Consider the following 17324-nt stretch of genomic DNA (forward strand, 5'->3'; position numbering starts at 1 on the left):
GCACTCATCCATTTTTTAATTTCTGATAATAGAGCGCAATATACACGATCAGACTGAACAAGGTGATGAGAGGACCAGCAGATACAAGCTGATTCCATAACACGCTGCTAAACATCACGACTTGCTCGCTTGTTTCAAATGCCCCTGCTGGAAGCGCCATATCTGCTTTAGAGACATAAAGGGGTTTGAATAACAAAAAGGCAAAGACGGCTGCGTAAATACCGTGAAGCAAACGGGCGAAGAAAAACGGTTTAAAGCGTATATCGGTTGCTGCCAAAATCCCAGCTACCTGAGCTTGAACGGAGAATCCGCTAAATCCTAAAATAAAGCTGACCACAATTGTTTTAGCGAGCAGGGAAACCTCTTGTGATCCTGTGAGCTGACTTCCTAATGTGATTTCAAATAGACCCGCAATCATGGCTAGATCTAATTCCGGCGGAAGGTGCATCGTTTTCAGTATAGAGCCGATCCCGATAGAGAGAAGATCTGTCACATGAACGACAGCGAGCATTTGACTAAAGACAGAAAATAAAATAATAAAGCCGCCAATCATAAAGAGCGTTTGAACAGATGACATGACAGCGTCACTTAATATTTGGCCAAGTGGTCTTTTCTCTGCAAGTCTTGCCGTATGAAGAGCGCTGAATGCTTCTCGAATTGGAGGCAATAAAAATCCTTTTCGGCTTCTGAGGTGCGCATCATGACGTGCTTTATATCCGCGCATCGTCACCCCAACCGCGAGATTTCCTAAATAATGTGCACAGGCTAACACAATGCCTAAAGCTGGGTGATGAAAAAATCCTACAGCCACTGCTCCAAAAATGAACAAAGGGTTTGAAGAATTGGTAAATGACACAAGGCGTTCTGCTTCAATTCTCGTCAGCTGTCCTTCCTGCCGAAGTCTTGTCGTCAATTTAGCGCCAGAAGGAAAACCAGAGGCCATTCCCATCGCTAGTACAAATCCGCCGACACCAGGCACCCGAAAGATAGGCCGCATAAATGGCTCTAATAATACGCCGACAAATCTGACAATCCCGAAACTGATTAATAGCTCGGACAAAATAAAAAAAGGTAGTAGCGATGGAAAAACCACTTCCCACCACATTGCAAGTCCATTTTTCGATGCTTGCAAAGAGGCTTGTGGATGTGTAATCACAGTGGCTGTTAAAAAGATAAAAAAAGCAGCGATGAACAGAGTGTTCCATTTTTTCATGGAGATGTCGCCCCTTGCCGTTATAATCTATTGGCGAGCTCGTGATTAAAGAAAAAGAGATGCTAGCCGAGCCTGTCTTCTATTACTATACGATGAGAAGGGGCATGTTTAGACCTATAGATTCGTATATATGCATAGAAAGAGGAGGGTGGATTCATGAAACGACCGATTATCGGGCTTGCGCTGGGCTCCGGGGGTGCCAGAGGGATGGCGCATATCGGGGTTTTATCTAGTCTTGAGAAACAAGGAATTCAGGTGGATATGATCGCAGGAAGCAGTATTGGTGCTCTTGTGGGGAGCTTTTATGCAGCAGGACAAGACGTAGAAAAAATGAAAAAACTTGCACTTGTCTTCAGAAGAAAGTATTATGCTGACTATACACTGCCAAAAATCGGTCTGTTAAAAGGAAATCGAATTTTGCAGCTGATTCACACGTTTACATATGGGAAGAATATTGAAGAAATGCGCGTGCCTCTTGCGATTGTCGCCTGTGACCTTCAGACAGGGGAGAAGGTTGTGTTCAAAGAAGGGTCTGTCTCACAAGCAGTCAGGGCAAGCATTAGCATTCCGGGTGTGTTTGTTCCGCATGAAATAGGCGGCAGGCAATTGGTGGATGGAGCGGTAGTGGACCGCATTCCTGTTTCTGTTCTCAAAGAAATGGGGGCAGATCTCATTATCGCCTCTGATGTATCAAGGGTGAAAAAAACAGAAAAGGCAACGAGATTATCGGATGTCATTATGCAAAGTTTGGACATCCTTCAAAATGAATTGGTTCGTCACCAAACCATTCATGCAGATCTCATGATTCGGCCGAAGCTCGAGACCTTTAGCTCTAGTGCGTTTACACAGGTTCAAGAAATGATTGAAGCAGGTGAACTCGCCGCCGACCAACTAAAAGGAAAACTGAAAGATGTCATTGATAAATGGGAGTGTTAATCGAATGAAAAAATTAAATATTCGCTGGCTCAGCTTTTTTGCTGTTGTTCTAGTCTTATTTGGCTTAACTTTTGTGAAACTGCCCTATTACGTCACAAAGCCAGGTGATGCCACAGAAATTGCGCCACACATTCAAGTAGACGGAGGATATGGCGAGAAGGGCAGCTTTTCTCTTATGACCATTAAAGTAGGTCCAGCCAATCCATATACGTATTTGCTTGCAAAAATGAACAAGTATGACGAAATCGTTCCAGAAGAAAATATTAAAGCGGACGGAGAGTCTGATGAGGATTATATGAAACGGCAGCTGCAGCTCATGAAAAGTTCTCAAGAAAATGCAATGATTGCCGCTTATACAAAAGCGGGAAAAAAAGTAGATTATACGTTTAATGGGGTATATGCGAGCTATGTGATGAAAGGAATGCCTGCATATGGGAAGATTGAAGTTGGCGATAAGATCAAAAGCGTCGACGGCCATACATATGAGTCAGCAGATAAAATGGTTTCGTATATCAGCAGTAAAAAAGCAGGCACGACTGTCCGTTTTGTACTTGAACGTAATGGCAAAGAAATTACGCAGAACGTGACGTTAAAACCATTTAAAGAAGAGCCAAAACGAGTGGGAATTGGCGTATCACTATTTACAGACCGTCATGTGAAAGTGTCTCCTTCTGTGAAAGTGGATATTGAAAACATCGGCGGTCCATCGGCTGGTTTAATGATGTCACTTGAAATTTACAATCAGCTGACAAAAGAAGATGAAACACATGGCTATGCGATCGCAGGAACTGGAACGATTGATGCAGATGGTACAGTCGGACCGATTGGCGGAATTGATCAAAAGGTTGTTGCAGCAGACAAAGCAGGGAAAGACATCTTCTTTGCACCGAATGATAAAGGTGACCCAAACTCTGACTACAAAAATGCAGTCAAAACAGCAAAAGATATTAAAAGTGATATGAAAATCGTTCCTGTGGATACCATGCAGGACGCACTAAACTATTTAAACAAATTAAAAGAGAAAGCATCATAAAAAAGAGCAGCCTGCAAATCAGGCTGCTTTTTTCTATCGAGGTGAAAAGAGTCCGCTCTCTTCATCATATCGAATCGGTGATGTTTTAAACTCTGCTTTTGTTAACTCTGTTTGCATGGGTTCAGAGATGGGAAGGCTAAACACCCTTGAAGCGCGAATATCAAGATCAAGGGCGGGATGTGAAAAGGAAGACAGTTTACTCACAAGTGGTACATCCAACTCTTTTTTTACAAGAGACAAGTACTGTTGTCCTTTCCTTGTCATTCCAAGTAAACGAATATAGGGCGCTTTTTTCTCTTCAAGCAGCTCGTGCATCGTCTTTTTCTTCACGTTCATTAATAGATGCGTATTCATCCGCTGTAACCTTGTCCACGTATATCGTTTTGTTTTGACAAGTGATAGATACTCCTCGTAGGAAGATGCATGTGTCATGGCTTTTTGCATGCGGTGTTCAATGCCTTCTTCAATTTCATAGATGCCCTCTAGTTCACTCGTATCCATTGTATGAAAAACGTGTTTCAGAAAGCGAAAATAGGCTTCTTGCGTATGTAAAAGACCATATGAAGAATGATAGTCGTGTAATTGCTTTAAAGTAGCGTCTGGGAGGTAGGGCTTGACTGCTTGAAATGAGCTCTGTTCTTTTAAAGCTTTTCGGATACTTGTGGCGCTTGCGATTTTTTGGGTGTCAGGCAGTTCTTCATCATGATAATCAGATGCAATTCTTTGAGACGTAAAAGGCTGCATGTGAGGAGCTCTCTCTAAGATGGCTTTAACATAATGAAAGCCTAAAATGTTATTTGGTTTGGACAAATCCAGTAAGTGTTCAGAATGAATGGCCTCTTGAAACGCACCTGCTGCTGCTGCGGGATAACTAAGACCTTCTTTCACCTTTTCTTTTGTTAAAAGATCAATCTCTGCCTTTTTTTCATGCCAAGCGTGTGCTGTGCGCTCAAATGCGTTGATCTCTCCATCTTCACTGCCGAAAAAAAGAGAATGGCATTTTAATGCATCGAGGATGGACACAGCGCCATTGGCGAAGGTTTCTGCCTTTTGTACGGCATATATGTATGGAAGCTCACACACAATGTCTACGCCGTTTTGCAGTGCCATTTTTGTACGTGCCCATTTTGAGACGATGGCAGGCTCCCCGCGCTGGAGGAAAGAACCGCTCATGACGGCAATGGCAACATCTGAGGAGGTTTGTTTTTTCGCCTGATTCACATGATAGGCATGCCCATAATGAAATGGATTGTACTCGACAACGACTCCCACTGCTTTCAATAGATGTTCCGCCTTTCTTGCTATGGTTAAATGGTCTGTGCTACAGTAGCATAAGGGAAAAATGAAGACCATTTTTTTCAGTGTAGGCATTCCGAGAACTGATGTCAAACAGCCCTTTGACATCATGAAGGACTGTAAAGAAAAAATATTGACAAATAGCATGATGAAAGCTATAATCATGTTTGTTGCTCTTAGAGGTGATACAATTGAAATGGACAGTTTATCAGTTACATCAAAAAGCTAAAAACAGCTTCGATTTTCATGAGACGGTTGACTTAAATGAACTTACTAGCCTTCATTCAGATATACGTCGCATTTCACCAGTAGAGGTGAAAGGGACTGGAGTGATCGAATCAAAGCAAGTCGCATTTGATTTAACCATCACAGGTGAAATGACATTGCCTTGTTCAAGAACGCTTGTTGATGTAAATTATCCATTTGCGATTTCAACAAAAGAACTATTTGTACTTCATAAGACAGACGACATAGAAGATGAAGACGTATCTGTTGTAGAAGACGATATCATCGACTTAACGCCTATAGTCAAGGAAGAAATTCTTCTTGAAGTGCCCATGCAAATCTTTTGCGACCAAGCTGACGTAAAAGGTGCTGCACCACAGGAAGGGAATGACTGGGCGGTCATTTCGGAAGATGCACATCAAAACCGAATTGATCCTCGTCTAGAAGGCTTGAAAAAGCTCTTAGAAGAAAATAATGAATCTTAACTCTTTAAGGAGGTGGGAATAATGGCTGTACCTTTTAGAAGAACTTCTAAAATGAAAAAAAGATTGCGTCGTACGCATTTCAAACTACAAGTACCTGGTATGGTAGCTTGCCCAGAATGCGGTGAAATGAAAATTTCTCATCGTGTCTGCAAATCTTGCGGAACATACAAAGGCAAAGACGTAAAAAGCAACTAATGCTTGATAAAAAAACGTGAGGGAATCTTCCCTTGCGTTTTTTTATTGATCTATTTTTTAGGTTTCTCTCCTGCAAATAGTCTATCTACTCTAGTAAGCGCATATGATGTGGTATTCAGATTCAGGGGGGATGATGAGTTGACGATTACACGGCAGGACGCATGGACACAAGATGAAGATTTACTTTTAGCAGAAGTTGTTTTAAGGCATATCCGAGATGGAGGTACCCAGCTTTCAGCATTTGAAGAGGTTGGAAAAGCATTGTCAAGAACAGCAGCAGCATGTGGATTCAGGTGGAATTCTTACGTCAGAAAGCAGTACCAGGCAGGCATTGAGCTTGCCAAAAAACAGCGAAAAGAACTGCGTAAAAAAATTGGTATCCATTCTTCGGGTTTACCGCAGCATGCGTTCACTATAGAAGAGAAGGCATCTTCTGATCAGACTGAACTGACGCTTCGAGAAGTAATTCGGTTTCTAGAGCAGCTTGAGAAAGAACCATCTGGTCCAGCTTATTTACGGGAGGAGCTTAAAGATGCACAGCATCAATTAAAATCACTCACCGAAGAAAATGAACAGCTGAAACGTCAATTAAAAATGACAGAAGAAGATTACCGGGCACTTATTGGTATTGTTGAAAGAGTCAAACAGAATATCAGCTTAAAAGATTACGCAAAATAAGAAAACGCCCCTCACAGATGGAAAGAGGGGCGTTTTCTTAATGATTAAAATGATTAAGCGGACTCACCTGTGTTCTTTTGAATATGTGCAGGCTCCCAAATGAGTGGGTTTTCTCCTTTATCGCGTTCCATATCATATTTCACCGCTTCAAAGCCCATTTTATCCCAAAAACCGGCAGATTTGACGCGTGGATTCGTTCGAATTGGAAGGCCAAAAGATTTTGCGAAATCAACAAGTGCTTCGCCGTAACCTTTACGCTGATATCCTGGCAACACTTCTAGCTTCCACAGCTCTAGATAATCATGATTATGGTCAAAATACGTCGTCGTCGAGCCATCTACTTGATAGAGGCTCATACGTGCCACAAGCTTATCTCCAAAGTAAATCCCATAAAATGGAGAGTTGCTGTCATTTTCAATCATATTACTTTCTAGGTCTTCAAGCATAGAAAGTTCTTGTATGCCATATTCCTTAAATTGTTTAAATTCCTCTAATGTTTTGTAGTTAATCAGAAGACGTTTTACTTGTGTCATGTGATCTTCCCCCTTACACACATAATGTCGACAGTGATGTCATTGAAGGCGTTTTCATCCCATCCGCCTAAAAAAGTTTTTACACTTATTATTATAGTTTTTTAATTAAAAAAATTCAATCATAGCGCGTTATCTGCTTTTTGCATCGTAGCACGAAACTGGTAAAATAGTTGATAACATGAAGTAAACAGAAAAAGGGAAGTGCGGCAATTGAAAATTGGAATCATTGGCGGTGGTGCGATTGGTCTGCTTTGTGCCAGTTATTTATCAGAGCATCATGACATCACCGTCTTTACAAGAAGAAAACAGCAGGCAGAAGAAATTCGAGCATTAGGCATCGAACGAATGGTAAGAGGGGAAACCATTCAATCAGCTGTTGGGGCCGATACGGGAGTCAAAGGAATATTTGATTTGCTGATTGTGACAGTGAAGTATCATCATCTGCAAGATGTTCTAGGGGAATTATCGGGACTGCCTCGTCATCGGATCTTATTTTTGCAGAACGGAATGGCCCACCTCGTCGATTTAAAGAACTGGAAAACGGCACATCAGTTATATATTGGTGTAGTAGAGCATGGCGCAATGAAGGTGTCTGATCGCGCAGTAAACCATACAGGAATTGGTGTCATCAAGTGGGGAGCATTTCTGCATGAGGAAAAAGAACCTATGGGTAGTGAACTATCAACGGTCGATTTTCAAATGGTTTATACAGATGAATGGAAGAAAGTACTGGAGGAAAAACTGCTCGTCAATGTGTGTATTAATCCGTTGACGGCTTTATTACATGTGAATAATGGGGAATTGGTATCGAACCCGTCATATGAACATATGATGACATGTGCATTTGAAGAAGCGGTTTCCATTCTAGGGTTGCTTGAGAAAGATCGTCTATGGGCTCATGTGAAATCAATTTGCCATCAAACGGCTGCCAATCAATCGTCGATGCTGCAAGATATCGTCAAAGGCCGCCAAACTGAAAGAAAAGCAATCATTGGCTACCTTTTAAAAAAAGCTCAAGGTCAAGGGATGACGCCGCCATTCCTCACTTTCTTGAATAGAAGCTTGGAAGTATTGGAAAAAAAGCAAACAAAATCTTTTGAGTGAGCTCATTTACATGCTATACTTTTTTCGGGAAACTAACTATTTATTGAAGAAAGGAAGTTCTAAACATGCAATTGACTGAACTTTCCATCCGAAGTCAGAATTTATTCATACGTGATTATATAGAAGAAAAAAAAGAGATGACTGCTTTTTTTGATTATGATATACATTCTGAGCACACATGGAAAAAGAGATACGACGATCTCATGGAAAGGAGCTTCCCGCGCGAGGCTTTAGCGGATTATATGAGCGCATACCATGCAAAATTTGATTCGGCTGCGATGCGTGAGAATATTGAGAAGATCCGTGATGAACGGAGCGTCATGGTGGTTGGAGGACAGCAGGCAGGTCTCTTAACAGGTCCGCTTTATACCATACATAAAATCATTTCCATTATTCAGTTTGCCAAAGAAAAAGAATCAGAGCTTGGGGTTCCTGTTATTCCGGTCTTTTGGGTAGCGGGTGAAGATCACGACGTAGACGAAATTAACTTTGTGTACACGTCTGGCGAAAAAGGCCCAGTCAAACAAAAGCTTCCATTACATCATGTGAAAAAAACAGCTGCGAAAAGAACACCTCTCCACCAAGAGAAAACAGAGAGATGGCTTCGTGATGTATTTTCAACCTATGAGGAATCTGCTTACACAAATGACTTGTTTGATCAGCTTCTTCGATGTTTACGCAAATCAGAAACGTTTACTGATTTCTTTGAGTGGATTGTTTACGATCTATTTGAAGAAGATGGACTGCTGTTATTGAATTCAGGAGACTTCGGCGTGAAGCCACTTGAACGTACGTTATTCAAGCAAATTGTGGAGTCGAGTGATGCGATCGTGGCTCACTTAAATAACACGCAGGCTGCCATGGAACAAGCGGGGTATCAGCCGATTATTGAAGCTGGTGACCATCAAGCCAACTTGTTTTACGAATATGATGATGAGCGTTTCCTCATTGAACAAGAGAATGGCCAATTTTCTATATCTGAAGTGGGGCTTACTTGGACAAAAGATGAGCTTTTGCAGGAAGTCGAGGAGCACCCAGAGCGGTTTAGCAATAATGTGGTGACCCGTCCCTTGATGCAGGAAACCCTTCTTCCAACGCTTGCTTTTATGGCTGGACACGGTGAAGTGAACTATTGGGGTGAGCTGAAAGGCATCTTCGAGTACTTCGATGTCAAAATGGCACCCGTTCTTCCAAGATTGCACGTCACCATTCTTGAAAGGCATATTGATAAGAAGCTGCCGATAAGAGAATTGTCGGTTGAAGAAGTGCTGACAAAAGGCGTGAAAGAAAAGAAGGATGCGCACTTTCAGCAAAGTCTTCCAGACAGCTTCGTTCAATCGGTTCAACATGCCAAACGTGAATTAGCGAATGTTCACGAGGCCATGAGACAAGAAGCGCTAGAGATCGAACCAAGCTTTGAACAGCTATTAGATAAAAATGCCAAATTTATAGAAGACCAGCTTCAATTTGTTTATCAAAAGGTTGCAAAGCGTGTGGAAGAGAAGGAAGGATACATCCTTCGAGATTTTGAACGGATTGAAAATAGTTTAAAACCACTCGAAGCACCACAAGAAAGAATTTGGAATATCATGTACTTTTTAAACAAATATGGTCCAGAATTCTTCAAAACGTTCAAAAATCTGCCATTTTCATTTCAAAACAAGCAACAAATTGTCAAACTTTGAAATAAAGTTTTAATGAACCCTGACTAGTTCAGGGTTTTTTTTTATGTAGAAACAGTGTAAAATAAGTTTTGTGGAGAGAAGTGGTGGATAGTGGAGAGTATAGGTGAGAAAGTGGGGCTCTGATGATCATGTTCATGGGTGAATACCAACATACGATTGATACAAAAGGGCGCATGATCATCCCTGCTAAATTTAGAGACGGTCTCGGAGAACAGTTTGTGCTGACGAGAGGGCTTGATCAATGTTTATTTGGCTACCCTATGAGTGAGTGGAAACTAATTGAAGAGAAACTCAAAGCACTGCCGCTAACGAAAAAAGATGCACGTGCGTTTACCCGGTTCTTCTTCTCCGGCGCAGTTGAATGTGATCTGGACAAGCAGGGGCGCATTAACATCGCATCCAACCTACTCCAATATGCAAAACTCGAAAAAGAATGTGTGGTCATCGGCGTTTCAAATCGAATTGAGTTGTGGAGTAAGTCGATCTGGGAACAATATACAGAAGAGCAAGAAGATTCTTTTGCTGAAATTGCTGAAAACATGATTGGATTTGATATATAATAATCCCTTGTGCAGCAAGCTTTCTACACATTCATTTCTATTTGAAAAAGGTGGGACCATATCATCATGTTTCAACATGAGACAGTATTATTAAAAGAAACAGTTGACGGTTTAAACGTCAAAGAAGACGGTACATATGTGGACTGCACGCTAGGCGGCGCAGGTCATAGCTCATATTTACTATCTCAATTATCAGAAAAAGGTACATTAATTGGGTTTGACCAAGACGATGCTGCACTGGATCATGCACGAGAGAAGCTCGCACATGTTAAAGCGAACATTCTTTTCATAAAAAGCAACTTCCGATATTTAAAAGAACGTCTGAATGAACAAGGAATTACAAGCGTAGACGGTGTTATTTTTGATCTTGGGGTTTCATCACCTCAGCTTGACACACCAGAGAGAGGCTTTAGTTATCACCATGATGCACCTCTTGACATGCGAATGGATCAAACCGCTGCTTTGTCGGCAAAACAAGTAGTGAATGAATGGCCATTTGAAGATCTAGTTCGGATTTTCTACAAATATGGGGAAGAAAAGTTCAGCAAGCAAATCGCACGCAAAATTGAAGAAGCCAGAAAAAAAGCGCCAATTGAAACAACAGGAGAGCTTGTCGACATTATTAAAGAAGGAATTCCCGCACCTGCAAGACGAAAGGGCGGACATCCAGCGAAAAGAGTATTTCAAGCGATCCGAATTGCCGTAAATGATGAATTGAAAGTATTTGAAGAAGCACTAGAACAAGCAATAGAGTTACTCAATCCGAAGGGGAGAATTTCTGTCATTACATTCCATTCACTTGAAGATCGGATATGTAAAAGTACATTTAAAGAAATGTCTTCTCTTCCAGAACTTCCGCACGGACTGCCAGTGATTCCAGAAGGACTTGAACCAAAACTGAAGCTGATCACGAGAAAACCAATCGTTGCATCAGAACAAGAGCTGGAATATAACAACCGTGCCCGTTCAGCGAAGCTCCGAATTGCAGAAAAAAAGTAAACGACACCATAGATGATGATAAAAAGGAGGTTTCTTATGAGTAATTTGGCTTACCAAAGAGAAGTAAAGCAACATCAAACCGAGCAACAAGGTCAATCGGTTGTGATTAGAAGAAGAGGTTCTATTACACTTGGTGAAAAAATCTTACTTGTCATGTTTGTCATGGCTCTCATGTGCAGCTCGATCCTCATCATTTCGAAAGCCTTTGCTGTTTATCACGCAAATATCGAAGTGCAGAAACTAGAACAGCAAGTGACTTTAGAATCGAAAAAGATCACTGAACTGCAAAAGCAAAAAGATTTACTAAGTGAACCAGAGAGAATCATTGAAGCCGCTAAAAAAGCAGGCTTAAGCATGTCGAAAGATGTTAAGAAGGTCGATTAACATGGCGATGCCTAAAAAGAATAAAATGATGAACAGAGGCGCGGCAATTGCGAGTATTTGCTTCGCCCTGTTTTTCTTTATCATCCTTGCACGTTTTATTTATATTCAGATTACGGGAACCGTCGATGGACAAGTGTTAGCTGCAAAAGCCAATGAACAATATCAATCGAAAAAAACACTTGAAGCCAAAAGAGGGTCCATTTTAGACAGAAACGGAAATGTGATTGCGGAAGATACATCTGTGTATAAACTGATTGCGATCATGAGCAAGAAAATGACGGTCGATCCAAAGCATCCGATGCATGTCGTTGACAAAGAAAAGACAGCAAAAGAGCTGTCAAAAGTCATTGATATGAGTGAGAGTGAAATTTTAAAGCGTCTGAATACAAAAGATGCATTCCAAGTCGAGTTTGGTAAAGCCGGAAAGGATATTAGTTTTTCAACTAAGGAAAAAATTGAAAAGCTAAAACTTCCTGGGATCGCCTTTGAAAAAGATACAAAGAGGTATTATCCAAACGGCATGTTTGCTTCGAACTTAATCGGTTATGCTAGATTAGATGAAGCCACCAAGGACATGTCAGGCGCAATGGGTCTAGAAAAGGCTCTGAATAAATATTTAAAAGAAAAAGATGGCTATGTAACGTATAACAGCGACAGAAGCGGATGGGCACTTCCGAATAGTAAAGAAGACATCGTTGCCCCGAAAGATGGGAAAAACGTCACACTGACCATCGATCAAAAAATTCAAGCATTTCTTGAAGAAAGTATGACGCAGGTCGCTAAAAAATATAAGCCGAAGAAAATCATTGCGACAGTCGTTGATCCGAAAACTGGAAGAGTTCTTGCAATGGGACAACGGCCAAGCTTTAATTTAAATGAACTCGACATTACGAATTATAACAACGATGTCATTTCTTACGCATTTGAACCAGGTTCAACGATGAAAATTTTTACACTTGCTGCTGCTATCCAAGAAGGAGTGTACCAAGGCAGTGACAAGTATCAGTCTGGTACTTATAAAGTAGGCGGCGGTCTTGTAAGAGACCATAACAACGGAAATGGCTGGGGAAAAATTGATTTTCATGAAGGTGTTCTACGTTCTTCAAACGTAGCTTTTGCGAAATTGGCAAAAGAAAAATTAGGTTTCACACGCTACGAACAATACTTGCAAAAATTCCATTTCTATGACAAAACAGGCATAGACTTGCCGAACGAAGCGTCTAGTAAAATCAATTTCAGATACGAATATGACAAAGCATCGACTGCTTATGGTCAGGCGTCCGCGATTACCCCAATTCAGCAAATTGAAGCGGCGACAGCCATTGCAAACGGTGGAACGATGATGAAGCCATATGTAATCGATCATATTACAGACCCGAACACAAACAAAACAATTTTACAGCACGAACCAACAGTAGCAGGAAAACCAATTTCTTCTGATACAGCGAAGCAAGTCCGTGACATTTTAGGTGAGGTCGTTTCCTCAAAAATTGGCACAGGACAGCCATACCAAATCAAAGGTTTTGATGTCGCTGGGAAAACGGGTACAGGACAAATTGGCGGTGCTGGCGGCTACCTTCAAGGGAGAAACGATTACGTCTTTTCATTTATGGGAATGGCACCAAAAGATGATCCGAAGCTGCTCGTTTATGTGGCTGTCCAACAGCCTCAGCTATCTGAAACACAAACGGGCTCTGCCCCTGTTTCAGAAATCTTTAACCCTGTGATGAAAAATAGTTTGCTCTATTTAAATATTGCACCAACAAAAACAGACGATAAAAAATCTGGCAAACAGAAAATAAAACAAGAAACAATGCCGTCATTCCTAGATTTAGAAGTGAAACAGGCAGAAACAGAAGCAAAAAACAAAAAGTTATCACCTGTTGTCATTGGTGACGGTTTATCCATTAAACGCCAATGGCCAAGTGCGGGCTCTGAATTCTCTGAAAGCCAGAAAGTCTTTTTGAAAACAGCAGGGAAAACCATTAAAATGCCTGATATGACAGGCTGGTCCAGAAGGGAAGTTCTTCAATATGCGTCTATTTCAGGTGTGCATATTGAAACAAATGGACAGGGATATGCTGTCAAACAAAGCGTGAAAAGTGGAGCGGAGATTTCAGATAAAGTCGTCACAGTGACCTTCAAAAGTCCAAATTAACTTGAAAACCTAGCAAATCATTTGCTAGGTTTTTTTCTTTTGCTTGAGCGATGGACGAGATCGTTCTATAAAAAGACGAGCCTGCATATGATGAAAACAAGCCATATGTAAGGAGTGAACCGGGCGTGCGAGTGTCAAGTGTAACAGTGAGAAAACGATTGCTTTTCGTGCTGCTGTTTGGGGTGATCATTTTTTTCATCATAGATACTAGATTAGGATATGTGCAGTTTATTATGGGCGAGAAGCTGACAAGTTTAGCGAAAGATTCATGGAGCCGTAACCTCCCATTTGAACCAGAACGAGGAGATATTTTGGATCGAAATGGGGTGGAGCTTGCGACGAACAAAAGTGCTCCCTCTATTTTAGTCGTGCCGCGGCAGGTGAAAGACCCAGCAGAAACAAGCAAAAAATTAGCTGCAGTACTGAATATGTCTGAGGAGAAAGCGTACAAGCATGTCACCAAGAAAACGTCTATAGAACGAATTTCCCCAGAGGGGAGAAAAGTATCTCATGAAAAAGCAAAAGAAGTCAGAGAACTTGATTTAGATGGAGTCTATGTAGCAGAAGACAGCATCAGACATTACCCGTTTGGAAGTTTCTTATCTCATGTATTGGGTTTTGCTGGAATTGATAATCAAGGCTTACTTGGACTAGAAGCGTACTATGATGATGACTTAAAAGGTGAAAAAGGCTCTGTGAAATTTTATTCTGATGCAAAAGGGCAGAAAATGCCAGATGAAGCAGATGATTATACACCGCCTAAAGATGGCCTTGATATGAAATTAACAGTTGATTCAAAAGTGCAAACCATCATCGAACGAGAACTAGACAATGCCCAGGCAAAATATAACCCAGATGGCATGATTGCCATTGCCATGAATCCGAAAAATGGTGAGGTGCTGGGAATGTCGAGCAGACCTGACTTTGATCCGGCTGACTATCAATCAGTTGATTCAAAAGTATTTAACCGAAACTTACCGGTGTGGAGCACATATGAGCCAGGATCGACGTTTAAAATCATTACACTGGCAGCTGCCCTGGAAGAAAATAAAGTAAATTTAAAACGTGATCATTTTTTTGACAGCGGATCTGTGACAGTGGATGGCGCAAGGCTCAGATGCTGGAAAAAGGGAGGACATGGATCACAGTCGTTTCTAGAAGTGGTACAAAATTCTTGTAACCCAGGTTTCGTCGAGCTAGGCGACCGTCTTGGAAAAGATAAACTATTTTCTTATATTAAAAATTTCGGCTTTGGTCAAAAGACAGGAATCGACCTTCAAGGAGAAGGTAGAGGAATTTTGTTCCCGCTTGATCGTGTTGGTCCTGTAGAACAGGCAACAACAGCCTTTGGTCAAGGTGTATCTGTTACGCCGATTCAACAAGTGGCTGCAGTGGCAGCCGCAGTAAATGGAGGAACGCTTTACACGCCGTATATTGCAAAAGAATGGATCGATCCAATTACAAAAGAGGTAGTTAAAAAGCAATCACCAATTGCCAAGAAGAAAGTCATTTCAGCGGAGACGTCTAAAGAAATCAGGTATGCCCTTGAAAGTGTAGTCGCTCAAGGAACTGGCCGGAATGCATTCGTTGAAGGATATCGGGTGGGCGGAAAAACAGGAACAGCACAGAAAGTAAAAGACGGAAAGTACATGGAAAATAACCACATTGTGTCATTTATCGGGTTTGCACCTGCGGATGATCCAAGCATTGTTGTATATGTAGCAGTAGATAATCCAAAAGGCACGATTCAATTTGGTGGGACAGTAGCCGCACCTATTGTGGGCCATATTATGCGAGACAGTCTGCCTGAAATGGGCGTGAAAAAAAGAAAAGGACAAATTGAAAAGAAGTACCAATGGCTGGACACAAAAACCATTGAGGTACCGAATCTTGTAGGAGGATCTGTTTCTGACCTTGAATCACTCCTGATTAATTTAAAGATTGATGCTTCAGGAACTGGCAGTAAAGTGTTGAAGCAATCGCCTGCTGCCGGCACAAAGGTCAAAGAAGGTTCCACGATCCGATTATACTTAAATGATGAATAATAAAGAATGAACAGAGGGTAGCCGCACTCATTCGGCTGCCTCTTTTTGTTGAAAGAGAAGGGTCGCTTAAAAAAAAGAGCATAAAGTGTGCTTTTTCCAAGAGAAACTTAAGGAATACGCTGGATGTATCCTTTTTTTTACGATAAAATATAGACTGTGTGTTTTTTTCACAAGACATGCACGTGAACGAATTTGAGAGGTTTGATATGAAATGAAATTACAAGAACTCCTTACATACTTTAAAAGTGAAAACAGTGAACTGATAAACGAAAATCCGGAGATTACTTCCATTGAAATGGATTCAAGAGAAGTGAAAAAAGGGAGTCTTTTTGTCTGTATAAAAGGCTATACAGTAGATGGACATGATTACGCTGAAAAAGCAGTGAAAAGCGGGGCTGCAGCGATTGTAGCAGAGCACCCACTTCACATAACAGATGTACCAGTCATTATTGTAAAACACTCTCAAAGAGCACTTGCAAGAATGGCAGATGCTTTTTACGAACAGCCAACTCATAAACTCAATCTAATTGGTATTACAGGAACGAACGGGAAAACGTCTACAACACACATGATTGAGCAAATCATGAGAAAAGCCGATAAAAAAACAGGTTTAATCGGTACGATGTATATGAAGGTAAACGATGAAATTCTCGAAGTGAAAAACACAACACCTGAGAGTGTCACGCTTCAGAAGACCTTTAAGCAGATGCTTGATCAAGACGTAGATACGGCCATTATGGAAGTATCATCACATGCTTTGCATCTTGGGCGTGTTCATGGATGTGATTATGATATTGCCGTCTTTACAAATCTTACCCAAGATCATCTGGACTACCACAACACAATGGAAGAATATAAACATGCGAAAAGCTTGCTCTTTTCCCAGCTCGGAAGTGCCTTTCAGCACGATAAGCCGAAGCATGCCATTTTAAATGCAGATGATGAAGCGTCTAGTTATTTTGAAAAAGTCACAGCTGCTGAAATTATGACGTATGGCTTAGAGCAAGAATCAGATGTAATGGCAAAGAACATTCAAATCAAACCAAAGGGAACACAATTTGATTTGATCACCCCAATCGGCACAAAAAACGTGACGGTTGCCCTTATTGGGAAATTCAATGTGTATAACATTCTAGCAGCTGTATCAGTAGGAATTGTATCAGGCTTAACGTTTGAAACGATCGTTAGTGCCATTGAAGAACTTGAGGGAGTCAAAGGAAGATTCGAACTTGTGAATTTTGATCAAGACTTCCCAGTCATCGTTGATTATGCGCACACACCTGACAGTTTAGAAAATGTACTGACTACGTGTAGAGAATTAACAGAAGGTAGAATTTTCTGTGTAGTTGGCTGCGGGGGCGACCGTGATAAAACCAAGCGCCCTCAGATGGCCCAAATCGCTGTGAAATATGCAGATGAGCCTGTTTTCACATCAGATAATCCAAGAAGTGAAGATCCATCAGTCATTTTGAAAGACATGGAAAATGGCGTGCCAAACGCCTATTACCACAGCTTTGTGAACCGGAAACAGGCCATCTTTTTTGCCATTGCTAATGCAAAAAAGGGCGATACAGTCTTAATAGCTGGAAAAGGCCATGAGACGTACCAAATCATTGGTGATCAAGTCTATGACTTTGATGATGCCAAGGTGGCAGCGGACGCTATTTTAGATCTAAACAAATCTTAAAAATGATGAAAAGAGTGTAATGAAATGAAGCATTTTGTACAAAAACAACATACGAAAGACACGAATGAATATCATAATAATGAATGCTATTTTCTAATGGAAAACGGC

General features: G+C 41.2%; 16 protein-coding genes. 13 read left to right on the top strand and 3 right to left on the bottom strand.

Annotated features, from left to right (window positions below):
* Nucleotides 1-4 precede the first annotated feature (4 nt).
* Entirely contained in the window at nt 5-1213 is a 1209-nt protein-coding gene (ylbJ, locus tag MKY11_RS07195) for a sporulation integral membrane protein YlbJ (protein ID WP_039168604.1), read from the bottom strand.
* Between the two features lie 156 nt (nt 1214-1369).
* On the opposite strand from ylbJ, the gene MKY11_RS07200 reads away from it, so the two are divergent.
* Nucleotides 1370-2149: a patatin-like phospholipase family protein gene (locus MKY11_RS07200; RefSeq protein ID WP_017367186.1), complete on the top strand. Its 780-nt coding sequence runs from the start codon at nt 1370-1372 to the stop codon at nt 2147-2149.
* Nucleotides 2150-2153: 4 nt separating this feature from the next.
* On the top strand, nt 2154-3182 hold the full coding sequence (locus MKY11_RS07205) for a SepM family pheromone-processing serine protease (RefSeq protein ID WP_017359372.1): 1029 nt from the start codon (nt 2154-2156) through the stop codon (nt 3180-3182).
* Nucleotides 3183-3215: 33 nt separating this feature from the next.
* Here the strand turns inward: MKY11_RS07205 and MKY11_RS07210 are convergent, their stop codons facing one another.
* Nucleotides 3216-4643: a nucleotidyltransferase gene (locus MKY11_RS07210; RefSeq protein WP_342501971.1), complete on the bottom strand. Its 1428-nt coding sequence runs from the start codon at nt 4641-4643 to the stop codon at nt 3216-3218.
* 26 nt (nt 4644-4669) lie between these two features.
* Between MKY11_RS07210 and MKY11_RS07215 the strand changes: the two genes are divergently transcribed.
* From MKY11_RS07215 to gerR, 3 genes are all read left to right on the top strand, one after another.
* A complete protein-coding gene (locus MKY11_RS07215; protein ID WP_008345010.1) occupies nt 4670-5188 on the top strand; it encodes a DUF177 domain-containing protein in 519 nt (172 codons plus the stop codon).
* A gap of 21 nt (nt 5189-5209) precedes the next feature.
* Complete coding sequence (gene rpmF, locus MKY11_RS07220) at nt 5210-5383, top strand: 50S ribosomal protein L32 (protein WP_008354700.1); 174 nt, start codon at nt 5210-5212, stop codon at nt 5381-5383.
* Between the two features lie 138 nt (nt 5384-5521).
* Entirely contained in the window at nt 5522-6061 is a 540-nt protein-coding gene (gene gerR / locus MKY11_RS07225) for a sporulation-specific transcriptional regulator GerR (RefSeq protein ID WP_017359370.1), read from the top strand.
* A 53-nt stretch (nt 6062-6114) separates the two neighbouring features.
* On the opposite strand, the gene MKY11_RS07230 is transcribed toward gerR, so the two are convergent.
* A complete protein-coding gene (locus tag MKY11_RS07230) occupies nt 6115-6594 on the bottom strand; it encodes an N-acetyltransferase (RefSeq protein ID WP_007499784.1) in 480 nt (159 codons plus the stop codon).
* A 210-nt stretch (nt 6595-6804) separates the two neighbouring features.
* Between MKY11_RS07230 and MKY11_RS07235 the strand changes: the two genes are divergently transcribed.
* The 8 genes from MKY11_RS07235 to MKY11_RS07270 all read left to right on the top strand — a co-directional run bounded on the left by MKY11_RS07235 (nt 6805) and on the right by MKY11_RS07270 (nt 17216).
* A complete protein-coding gene (locus tag MKY11_RS07235; protein ID WP_159159609.1) occupies nt 6805-7698 on the top strand; it encodes a 2-dehydropantoate 2-reductase in 894 nt (297 codons plus the stop codon).
* A gap of 65 nt (nt 7699-7763) precedes the next feature.
* Entirely contained in the window at nt 7764-9383 is a 1620-nt protein-coding gene (bshC, locus tag MKY11_RS07240) for a bacillithiol biosynthesis cysteine-adding enzyme BshC (protein WP_342501972.1), read from the top strand.
* Nucleotides 9384-9511: 128 nt separating this feature from the next.
* On the top strand, nt 9512-9943 hold the full coding sequence (gene mraZ, locus MKY11_RS07245) for a division/cell wall cluster transcriptional repressor MraZ (RefSeq protein ID WP_003211163.1): 432 nt from the start codon (nt 9512-9514) through the stop codon (nt 9941-9943).
* A 66-nt stretch (nt 9944-10009) separates the two neighbouring features.
* Nucleotides 10010-10942: a 16S rRNA (cytosine(1402)-N(4))-methyltransferase RsmH gene (rsmH, locus tag MKY11_RS07250; RefSeq protein WP_007499781.1), complete on the top strand. Its 933-nt coding sequence runs from the start codon at nt 10010-10012 to the stop codon at nt 10940-10942.
* A gap of 36 nt (nt 10943-10978) precedes the next feature.
* Nucleotides 10979-11326 (top strand): cell division protein FtsL, encoded by a 348-nt coding sequence (gene ftsL, locus MKY11_RS07255; protein ID WP_058337375.1) that lies wholly within the window; start codon nt 10979-10981, stop codon nt 11324-11326.
* A gap of 7 nt (nt 11327-11333) precedes the next feature.
* Nucleotides 11334-13484: a penicillin-binding protein gene (locus tag MKY11_RS07260; RefSeq protein WP_045034300.1), complete on the top strand. Its 2151-nt coding sequence runs from the start codon at nt 11334-11336 to the stop codon at nt 13482-13484.
* A gap of 125 nt (nt 13485-13609) precedes the next feature.
* The gene (locus tag MKY11_RS07265; RefSeq protein WP_342501973.1) at nt 13610-15529 is read left to right on the top strand and encodes a stage V sporulation protein D; all 1920 of its coding nucleotides are present in this window, start codon (nt 13610-13612) and stop codon (nt 15527-15529) included.
* Nucleotides 15530-15740: 211 nt separating this feature from the next.
* Nucleotides 15741-17216, top strand: coding sequence for a UDP-N-acetylmuramoyl-L-alanyl-D-glutamate--2,6-diaminopimelate ligase (locus MKY11_RS07270; protein WP_342501974.1), 1476 nt, complete (start codon nt 15741-15743; stop codon nt 17214-17216).
* Nucleotides 17217-17324 lie beyond the last annotated feature (108 nt).

Origin of the sequence: Bacillus sp. FSL W7-1085 (assembly GCF_038595035.1) — a bacterium.
Classification (GTDB): Bacteria; Bacillota; Bacilli; order Bacillales; family Bacillaceae; genus Bacillus; species Bacillus altitudinis.